We start from the raw sequence: 9,212 nt of genomic DNA on the forward strand, positions 1-9,212 counted from the left end.
TGTCATCCCGCCGCACGGCAGAGCGGCGGCGCCATTCAGAAAATGTAAGACCGAGAGAGACGAAAGGAGTGTCGCCATGGCGACTGTCGACGAGAAGCTTGAACCCATCCTTGCCCAGGTGCTGCAGCGCAACCCGGCGGAACCGGAATTCCACCAGGCTGTGCGCGAAGTGCTGGAAAGCCTCGGCCAGGTCGTCTCCAAGCACCCCGGCTACCTGACGGACGCGCTGATCGAGCGCATCTGCGAGCCGGAGCGCCAGATCATCTTCCGCGTGCCGTGGATCGACGACAAGGGCCAGGTGCAGATCAACCGCGGCTTCCGCGTGCAGTTCAATTCGGCGCTCGGCCCCTATAAGGGCGGCCTTCGCTTCCACCCCTCCGTCAATCTTGGCATCATCAAGTTCCTCGGCTTCGAGCAGATCTTCAAGAATGCGCTGACGGGCCTGCCGATCGGCGGCGGCAAGGGCGGCTCGGACTTCGACCCCAAGGGCAAGTCCGACCTCGAGATCATGCGCTTCTGCCAGTCCTTCATGACCGAGCTGCACCGCCATCTCGGCGAGCACACGGACGTGCCGGCCGGCGACATCGGCGTCAGCGGCCGCGAGATCGGCTGGATGTTCGGCCAGTACAAGCGCCTCACCAACCGCTTCGAAGCCGGAGTCTTCACCGGCAAGGGCCTCAGCTACGGCGGCTCGCTGGTGCGCAAGGAAGCGACCGGCTACGGCGCGGTCTACTTCACCCAAGCCATGCTCTCCACCAAGGGCACCGACTTCTCCGGCAAGCGCGTCACCGTCTCCGGCTCGGGCAATGTCGCGATCTACGCCATGGAACAGGCCATCGCCTATGGCGCCAAGGTCGTGGCCTGCTCGGACAGCAGCGGCTACATCGTCGACGAGGAGGGCATCGACCTCGATCTCGTCAAGGAGATCAAGGAAGTGCGTCGCGAGCGCATGTCGGAATATGCCCGCGTCAAGAAGGGCTCGCATTTCATCCCGACCGGCAAGGGCTCGATCTGGGACGTGCCCTGCGACGTCGCGCTGCCCTGCGCCACGCAGAACGAGCTGTCCGGCAAGGATGCCCGCACGCTGATCAAGAACGGCGTGATCGCCGTCGCCGAGGGCGCCAACATGCCTTCGACCCCGGACGCCGTGCGTGCCTTCCAGGAGACGGGCGTGCTCTTCGGCCCCGGCAAGGCGGCCAATGCCGGCGGCGTCGCCACCTCGGCGCTGGAAATGCAGCAGAACGCCAGCCGCGACAGCTGGAGCTTCGAGACCGCGCGCGCGCGTCTCGGCCAGATCATGGAAGGCATCCACAACCGTTGCGCGGCGACGGCCGAGGAATACGGCGCCAAGGGCAACTACGTGCTCGGCGCCAACATTGCCGGCTTCACCCGCGTGGCCGAAGCCATGCGCGCCCAGGGCGTCATCTGATCGCCCGGAGCGTTTTCGCGTTTCTCCGAATCGCGAAAACGCTCCGGCTCTTTGTTGTCGCATTTCCGAACGCAAAACCGCTTCGCACTTTTACTGGAAATGCTCTGGCCTTCAGCCTCATGCAGCCGACGGCCCCGGACCCGATCCGGGGCCGTTTTCGTTGGCGGCGACGAAGCCGCGCCCCGCAAGCCCGCCCGCAATGAGCCGGAACGCCGGCCGGGCGTCGGGCGCAAGGTCGGGTATCTCCGCGGCGGCCGGCTGATAGTGCACCTTTTCCAGCACCAGCCAGTCGCGCCGCTCTTCCGGCCGGTCGAAATGGATCGTTTCGCCCTCGCGCAGCCCGAGGAGGGCAAGGCCGTAGAAGGTGGTGACGGGCAGGAAGGCGCTGCCCGGCGCATAGACGCGCGGCAGGCAGAGCGTGCGGCTGTCGGTCAGCCCGCTGGCGCAGCGGAAGGTGATGCGCGCATCGACCGTCGCAAGCCCCGCCGGCAGCGGGGCATCCAGCGGCAGGCGTCCCAGCGAAAGCTTGCGCTTCAGCAGCCTGAACCATTCGTCCGTCAGCGGCGGCCGGTCGTGCAGCAGCTTTTCCAGCACATAGCCGTCCCGCGCCGTGAGCAATCCGGGATCCCGTCCCATCGTCATTCTCCATCCTGCCCGCGTTTGTGCGGGGTGTCCTCTTTCATGGTGGAGACGCCCCCTGGCCGCGCATGCGGCGCAGGGGGTCACGATCCTGCGACGAGACAACCTCCGATGCGCCCGGACTGGGAAAAGGACAGGAACTTCATGGCGAAGGGCCTTACGAGGCGCGGGCCGTGTCCGGCGCGCCGGCATGGACGGCGATGACATTGAGACGGCGCACGCGCCCGTCCCGGGCGGCCCATTCGATGGACTGGCCGGCGGAAAGGCCGAGAAGGGCGGCGCCGACCGGCGTCAGCACGGAAATGCGCTGGCGCGAAATGTCGGCATCCTTCGGGAAGACGAGTTCGGCAGTCTGCGGCGCCTCGTCGTCGATCTGGAATTCGGCGGTCGAGCCGATGCGCATCACGCCCGGCGCCATGCGGGCGTCGTCGACGACCTTCGCCCGGTCGAGCTCGGCGGCAAGCTGCTCGGCGGCGTGCGGATCGCGCTCGGCCAGCATGTCGGCGAGGTTGGAAAGACGCGCGTGCTCGGAACGGGCGATGGTGATGGAGGGCCGGCGGCCCTTGGTCTTGGTGGCGGTCATGGTGGCCTCGCACGGGTCCATGCGGCCCGGAGGGCGCGCAGGAGTGAAGAAAACTGGGAAATGATGTCGCGCTATTTCGGCGCGGTTCTCGAAAATCACGGAACCGCTATCGCCCCACGGCCGGGGCGCGACGCGACCAAGCCGAGGGGCTAGTATCCTGCGAGAGGAAACAACCGTTTCAGAAATCGGGCGAGGTCGTGCGTCGTCATCATGCCCTTATGATGGGGTGAGGGCAGGGGCAAGTCAAGCGTCGCCCCTGCGACGCCCTGCCGGTTTGACAGAAGCCAGCTATGGGCGAAAGATCGCGGCCGATCCCCCCGAAAGAAAGGCAGAGCATGATCGAGGACCTTTTCGTCAGGAACAGAGCGTGGTCCGCCGAGCGCAAGGCGGAGCGGGCCGACTATTTCGACCGCCTCTCCAACCTGCAGCAGCCGGAATATCTCTGGATCGGCTGTTCCGACAGCCGCGTGCCGGCCAATGTGATCGCCGGGCTGGAGCCGGGCGAGGTCTTCGTGCATCGCAATGTCGCCAACCTCATCCACCCCGCCGACCTCAACATGCTGTCGGTAGTCGAATATGCCGTGCACCAGCTCGGCGTGAAGCACATCATCATCTGTGGGCACTATGGCTGCGGCGGCATCCGCGCGGCGGTCAGCGGCGAGCGCTTCGGGCTGATCGACCATTGGCTCCAGCCGGTGCGCGACGTGGCGGACCGGCGCTTCGAATGCCGGGAATGCGGGGGCTGGAGCGATGCCGACCTCGACCGGCTCTGCGAGGCCTCGGTCGCCGCGCAGGTCGAGCGCCTCGCCCGCACGCCGACCCTGCAGGCGGCCTGGCAGGCCGGGCGGGACGTGTCCATCCACGGCTGGGTCTACGGCCTGAAGGACGGGCTGCTTTCCGACCTTCAGTGTACGGTGCGCGGCGGAAAGGGCGGTTAGCCATGTTCCTGTACATCAAGCGCGTCTATGACGAGCCCGGCCCCGACGACGGTGAGCGCATCCTGGTCGACCGGCTCTGGCCGCGCGGCATTTCCAGGGAGAAGGCGGCGTTCGACGAGTGGATGAAGGACGTCGCGCCGACGCCCGCCTTGCGCAAATGGTTCGACCACAGGCCGGAGCGCTGGGCCGAATTCCGAAAGCGCTACCGCGAAGAGCTTGCCGATAATCCGGCGGTGGCGGTCCTGCGCGAACATGTCGCAGCCGGCCCCGTCACGCTGCTCTACGGCTCGCGCAACCGCGAATTCAACCACGCGGCCGTGCTTGCCGACTTCCTGAGGGAAAATCCGTGACGCATGCGTTTGACTGCAAGTTTCTTGCGGTCAAACGGCAATAAAATTCATTTGTCAGGGGTCGGCATCGCCGCCATTTTTCTCCTTCAACATGAGGAGCAGCATCGATGTCCGAGCGAACGGCAGTCGAAGTTCAACCGGAAACCGTTGCCGCGGCGCATGGCGTTGCGAGCGATACAGCCTATGGCGCGATCGCGCCGCCGCTCTATCTTTCCAGCACCTACCAGTTCGCCGATTTCGACACGCCGCGCGCCTATGACTACGGCCGCGTCGGCAACCCGACGCGCGATCTGCTGGCCGAGGCGATCACCAAGCTGGAAGGCGGCGCGGGCGCGGTGCTGACGCCGAGCGGCATGGCCGCCGTCGATCTTCTCATCGGCCGGCTTGCCGTCGGCAGCCTCGTCCTTGCGCCGCACGATTGCTATGGCGGCACGATGCGGCTTTTGAAGGCGCGCGCCGAGCTCGGCCAGATCCGGCTGCGGCTGGTCGACCAGTCGGACATGGAGGCCTTCAAGACGCGGCTCTGGGACCATCCGGCGCTGGTGCTGATCGAGACGCCGAGCAATCCGTTGATGCGCGTCGTGGATATTGCGGCCCTTTCCGCCTTCGCCAAGGCCGCGGGCGCGCGCGTCGCGGTCGACAACACCTTCCTGTCGCCGGCCCTGCAGAAGCCGCTGTCGCTCGGGGCGGATTATGTGCTGCACTCGACGACGAAGTTCCTCAATGGCCATTCCGACGTCATCGCCGGCGCGGTGATCGCTGCGGATGCCGAGGAGGCCCGGGCGCTGCGCCATTGGGCCAATGTCACCGGGGCCATCGCCGCGCCCTTCGATTCCTGGCTGACCCTGCGCGGCCTTCGCACGCTTTTCGCCCGCATGGCGGGGCAGGAGAGAAACGCGATGGCGATCGCGGAACGGCTCGTCGCCCATCCCGCCGTCGCCCGCGTACACTATCCCGGCCTTGCCGATCACCCCGATCACGCGCTTGCCGCAAGACAGCAGCAGGGTTTCGGTGCCATGATGAGCTTCGAGCTTGCCGGCGGCGAGCCGGCGGTGCGGCGCTTCGTGCGGGCGGTCCGGGTCTTCACGCTGGCCGAATCGCTCGGCGGGGTCGAAAGCCTCGTGGCGCATCCGGCGACCATGACCCATGTCGACATGGGTGCCGACGCCCGGGCCCGGGCCGGTATTGGCGACGGGCTGCTCCGGCTTTCCGTCGGGCTCGAACATGTCGATGATCTTCTGGCCGGGCTCGAGGCGGGCCTTTCGGCCTGCTGAGGAGAGGCGCGATGGCCGATGACGATACGCCCGGCAGCTTTGCATCCCCGGCCTGTTTCCTGCACGAGGTCGATCCGGCCTATTCCGGCCTGCCGGGACCGCTCGACCTGCAGGCCTGGACGGACGTCAACCGCTGGCGCAAGGCCGAGCGGGAACGGCTGATCGCCGCGCGCCTCGAGGTGCCCGCCGAGACGCGGGCCGGCTGGACAGAGGCCATCGCCGCCGGGGTGCTCGCGGAAATCGGCGATGTCGAGGGACGCATCGTCAGCGCCTACTGGCCGTTTCGCGGTGAGCCGGACCTTCGCCCCTTCATGGAAGAGATCGCCCGCCGCGGCGGGCGCACCGCCCTGCCGGTTGTAGTCGAAAAGGGCCGGCCGTTGGCGTTCCATCTCTGGCAGGCGGGTGAGGCCTTGGCGCGCGGCGTCTGGAACATTCCGGTCCCGGCGGAGCAGCGGCCCTGCATGCCGGATGTCGTGATCGCCCCCGTGGTCGGCTTTGACCCCGCCTGCTACCGGCTCGGCTATGGCGGCGGCTTCTTCGACCGCACGCTCGCTTCCCTTCCGGCCCGCCCGCGCGTCATCGGCGTCGGCTACGGCGCGGCGAAAGTCCCGACGATCTATCCGCAGATGCACGACATCCCGCTGGACCTGATCGTCACCGAAGCGGGCGCCGTCCGCCCTCAGGCGGACGTTTCCACCGTGCGGGCATTGACGTAGAGCGCCCGCCCGGCGAACCATCCGTTGATCGCCGCGCCGATGCCGAGCAGCACGATGAGCACCGCGCTCCAGCCGAAACTGCCCGTCCAGCCACGGATGAGGCCGACGATCAGCGGGCCGATGGCGGCAAGCAGGTAGCCGACGCACTGCGCCATGCCGGAAAGATGCGCCGCCATGTGCGAATCGCGCGTGCGCAGCACGATCACCGTCATCGCCACTGCGATCAGCCCGCCCTGGCCGATGCCCTGCAGCACGGCCCAGAACCAGACGGTGGAGAGCGGCGCGAAGAGCAGGCCGAGAAGCGCGACGACCGCGAAGCCGCAGAGTGTGACGTTGATCAGCCGCTGGTCCTTGCCGCGCACGGCAAGATGCGGCGCGACGAGGCAGGAGGCCGCCTGCACCATGACGGAGACGGAGACGATGGCCCCGGCGGTCACGCCGTCCAGCCCCCGTTCGCGCAGGATCGGCACCAGCCAGCCGAAGACGCAATAGGCGAGCGCCGATTGCAGGCCCATGAAGAGCGTGACGTGCCAGGCGAGCCGGTCGCGCCACAGGCCCTCCACGCGAAAGCCGGTGCGCTTGACCTGCCGGCGGCTGGCAAGGACCTGCGGCAGCCAGAGCAGCGCCACCAGCAGCGCCGGCAGCGCCCAGATCGCCAGCGCCCCGTCGAGCGAGCCGCCGAGCGCGTGTTCGACGGGCAGTGTCAGGCCGGCAGCGCTTGCCGCGCCCGCGCAGAGCGCCATCGTGTAGCAGCCGGTCATCAGCGCCGCCCGGTCCGGGAAGTCGCGCTTGACGAGGCCGGGCAGCAGCACGTTGCCGACGGCGATGCAGCCGCCGGCCAGCGCCGTGCCGAGAAACAGCAGCGGAATGGAGGAAAGGCCGCGCAGCGCCGTGCCGAGCGCGAGGATGACGACGACGCCGAGCAGGGTACGCTCGGTGCCGTAGCGCTGGGCAAGGCGCGGGGCGAGCGGCGAGAACAGGCCGAGGCAGACCACGGGCAGCGTCGTCAGCAGGCTGGCGCCGGTCGGCGAAAGGCCGAGCACATCGCGGATCTCCGGCAGCAGCGCCGAGGCGCTGGAAAAGACCGGCCGCAGGTTAAAGGCGATCAGCACGAGGCTGGCGCCGAGCAGGACGCGCGCCGCCGAACTTGGCGGGCGGTGCGGCTCGGGTGCGGGCACGCTGTCGGCTTCGGCGTCGATCAGGTCGATGGAGCCGGGATCGTCGGGGAGGGGATGGGTCATGAAAGCAGCAACCGGTCGAGAGATGAAAGGATGGGAGCCATGAAGCGGCGCACGGCGGCATCCGCCGCGTCCGGATTGCCGCTTTCGATGGCGTCGATGATGGCGGCATGCGCCGCCATGTCGGGTTCGGGCAGGTCTTCGCCAAGGCTCGCCTCGATGGTTTCGGCGAGCAGCGTGGAGAAGAAGTCGTACATGCCGATCAGCACCGCATTCTGCGAGGCGGCGATCACGGCCTGGTGGAAGGCAAGGTCGCGGGCGATGAAACCCGCCCTGTCACCGCCGTCGGAATTGCCGCGCGCGGCAAGGAGGGTGCGCAGGTGAGCGACGACGGCCGGCGTGCGGCGAAGCGCGGCAAGCCGCGCCGCTTCCGCATCGAGCGCCAGCCGCGCCTCGAACTGGTCGCGAAGCCCGGCATGGCGCGCCATGGCGAGCGGGCGCGTCGTGTCGGCGGCGGACAGCACATAGGTGCCGGAGCCCTGCCGCGTCTCCAGAATGCCCTGCGAAACGAGGACACGCACCGCCTCGCGCACGGTGCTGCGGCTGACGGAGAGCATCGCCGAAAGCGTCGCCTCGTTCGGCAGCTTGTCGCCGACAGCCCAGCGGCCGTGCAGGATTTCGGCACGGATCGCCTCGGCCGCCGTATCGGCGAGATTGGTCTTGTTGAGGGATTGCATGGATAGTCACCAAGTCATCAGATGACTTGGTGACTATCGCGATTGTGTGGAAAGGTCAAAGCCATTCTGCTGGCTCCGACGTTTCCTTCTCCCTGCGGGGAGAAGGTGAGGAGACAATGCCGGACTCCATAGACGGTAGCTCCGGCCTGGACGGGAGAAGCGGCGCCGAATTTATTTCCGGCCGGCCGCATCGGCCGTTACTGCTTGCGCGGCCAGGTGTCGGCGAGGCGGTAGCCGGCCGGCCACGGATCGTCGGGATCGAGCATCACCTGGCTGGTGCCGGTGATCCAGGCGCGGCCGGAGATTTCCGGCACGATGGCCGGGCGGCCGCCGACGGTGGTCTCGCCGACGATGCGGCAGTCGAAACGCGAATCGATGATCGAATAGCCGGAGAAGGACTGGCCGACCTTGATCTGGCCGCGGGCATGCAGCAGCGCCATACGGGCCGAGCAGCCGGTGCCGGTGGGCGAGCGGTCGAGCTTGGCCGGCTGGATGACCACCGTGTTGCGGCCATGCAGCGCGCCGTCGCGCTCTTCCACCGGCAGCGTGAGCTGGCAGAAGGAGATGTGGTTCCATTCCGGGTTTTCCGGATGGGTGAAGCCGAGCTGCTCGTTGGCGGCCTTGGTGATGCGGATGCCGGTTTCGGCCAGTTCCCGCGCCTCGTCCGGCGTCACGGCGAAACCGAGCGCGCGCGCATCGGCGAAGACGAAGCTGTCGCCGCCATAGGCGGTGTCCACGGTGAGCGTGCCGAGGCCTTCCACTTCCAGCTTCGCATCCAGCTTGTCGGCGAAGGACGGCACGTTCGTGACTGTGATGCGCTCGGCCTTGCCGTTGCGGCAGGCGGCGACGACATTGACGAGCCCGCCCGGCGCTTCCAGCACCATATGGGTCTCCGGCTCGACCATCGGCACGATACCGCTGTCGAGCAGCACGGTGGAAACGCAGATCGAGTTGGAGCCGGACATCGGCGGCGTGTCCTCCGGCTCCATGATGATGAAGCCCATCGTGGCGCGCGGGTCCTTCGGCGGCACGAGGAGGTTGATGTGGCGGAAGACGCCGCCGCGCGGCTCGTTCAGCACGAAGTTGCGCAGGGTCTTGTCCTCGGCGATGAACTTGCGCTGCTCCCACAGCGTCTTGCCGGGCGGCGGGGCGACGCCGCCGACGATGACGTCGCCCACCTCGCCCTCGGCGTGGCAGGAAACGATATGGATGACCTTGCTGCTGCGCATGGCATTCTCTCCGGTTCGCGGTTGTTGCGCGCCGGGAGGGGTGCCTGCGGCGCATTCGCTCCTTCATAGAAAAATTGGATCCAATGTACAATGCGGTTTCTACCGGCTGCGGAACAAAGCCGTTCTGTTGCTCCGTTTC

10 protein-coding genes are annotated in these 9,212 nt (G+C 67.6%); 5 read left to right on the forward strand and 5 right to left on the reverse strand.

Features of this window, described 5'->3' with window-relative positions; genetic code table 11:
* Window positions 1–76 precede the first annotated feature (76 nt).
* Entirely contained in the window at window positions 77–1,429 is a 1,353-nt protein-coding gene (gdhA, locus tag ACZ48C_RS16730) for an NADP-specific glutamate dehydrogenase (protein ID WP_464781796.1), read from the forward strand.
* 117 nt (window positions 1,430–1,546) lie between these two features.
* On the opposite strand, the gene ACZ48C_RS16735 is transcribed toward gdhA, so the two are convergent.
* Both ACZ48C_RS16735 and rnk read right to left on the reverse strand, forming a co-directional pair.
* A complete protein-coding gene (locus ACZ48C_RS16735; RefSeq protein ID WP_464781797.1) occupies window positions 1,547–2,071 on the reverse strand; it encodes a hypothetical protein in 525 nt (174 codons plus the stop codon).
* 154 nt (window positions 2,072–2,225) lie between these two features.
* Window positions 2,226–2,651, reverse strand: coding sequence for a nucleoside diphosphate kinase regulator (rnk, locus tag ACZ48C_RS16740; protein ID WP_119257301.1), 426 nt, complete (start codon window positions 2,649–2,651; stop codon window positions 2,226–2,228).
* 335 nt (window positions 2,652–2,986) lie between these two features.
* Here rnk and ACZ48C_RS16745 point away from each other — a divergent pair, with 335 nt between their 5' ends.
* From ACZ48C_RS16745 to ACZ48C_RS16760, 4 genes are all read left to right on the forward strand, one after another.
* Window positions 2,987–3,589, forward strand: coding sequence for a carbonic anhydrase (locus tag ACZ48C_RS16745; protein ID WP_460929281.1), 603 nt, complete (start codon window positions 2,987–2,989; stop codon window positions 3,587–3,589).
* Between the two features lie 2 nt (window positions 3,590–3,591).
* Window positions 3,592–3,939 (forward strand): DUF488 domain-containing protein, encoded by a 348-nt coding sequence (locus ACZ48C_RS16750; RefSeq protein WP_464781798.1) that lies wholly within the window; start codon window positions 3,592–3,594, stop codon window positions 3,937–3,939.
* A gap of 107 nt (window positions 3,940–4,046) precedes the next feature.
* Window positions 4,047–5,213: a cystathionine gamma-synthase gene (gene metB / locus ACZ48C_RS16755; protein WP_464781799.1), complete on the forward strand. Its 1,167-nt coding sequence runs from the start codon at window positions 4,047–4,049 to the stop codon at window positions 5,211–5,213.
* Window positions 5,214–5,224: 11 nt separating this feature from the next.
* The gene (locus ACZ48C_RS16760) at window positions 5,225–5,929 is read left to right on the forward strand and encodes a 5-formyltetrahydrofolate cyclo-ligase (RefSeq protein WP_464781800.1); all 705 of its coding nucleotides are present in this window, start codon (window positions 5,225–5,227) and stop codon (window positions 5,927–5,929) included.
* Here ACZ48C_RS16760 and ACZ48C_RS16765 read toward each other — a convergent pair.
* From ACZ48C_RS16765 to ACZ48C_RS16775, 3 genes are all read right to left on the reverse strand, one after another.
* A complete protein-coding gene (locus ACZ48C_RS16765) occupies window positions 5,893–7,170 on the reverse strand; it encodes a CynX/NimT family MFS transporter (RefSeq protein ID WP_464781801.1) in 1,278 nt (425 codons plus the stop codon). The two genes, ACZ48C_RS16760 and ACZ48C_RS16765, sit on opposite strands and share 37 nt — an antisense overlap.
* Window positions 7,167–7,844, reverse strand: coding sequence for a FadR/GntR family transcriptional regulator (locus ACZ48C_RS16770; RefSeq protein WP_464781802.1), 678 nt, complete (start codon window positions 7,842–7,844; stop codon window positions 7,167–7,169). The genes ACZ48C_RS16765 and ACZ48C_RS16770 overlap by 4 nt, the downstream gene beginning before the upstream one ends.
* 197 nt (window positions 7,845–8,041) lie before the next feature.
* Window positions 8,042–9,073 carry a trans-3-hydroxy-L-proline dehydratase gene (locus tag ACZ48C_RS16775; RefSeq protein WP_119257308.1) on the reverse strand — a complete coding sequence of 344 codons (1,032 nt, stop codon included), beginning with the start codon at window positions 9,071–9,073 and terminating at the stop codon, window positions 8,042–8,044.
* Between the last annotated feature and the right edge of the window lie 139 nt (window positions 9,074–9,212).

The sequence above is a fragment of the Shinella sp. 1A1 genome, from assembly GCF_055379515.1.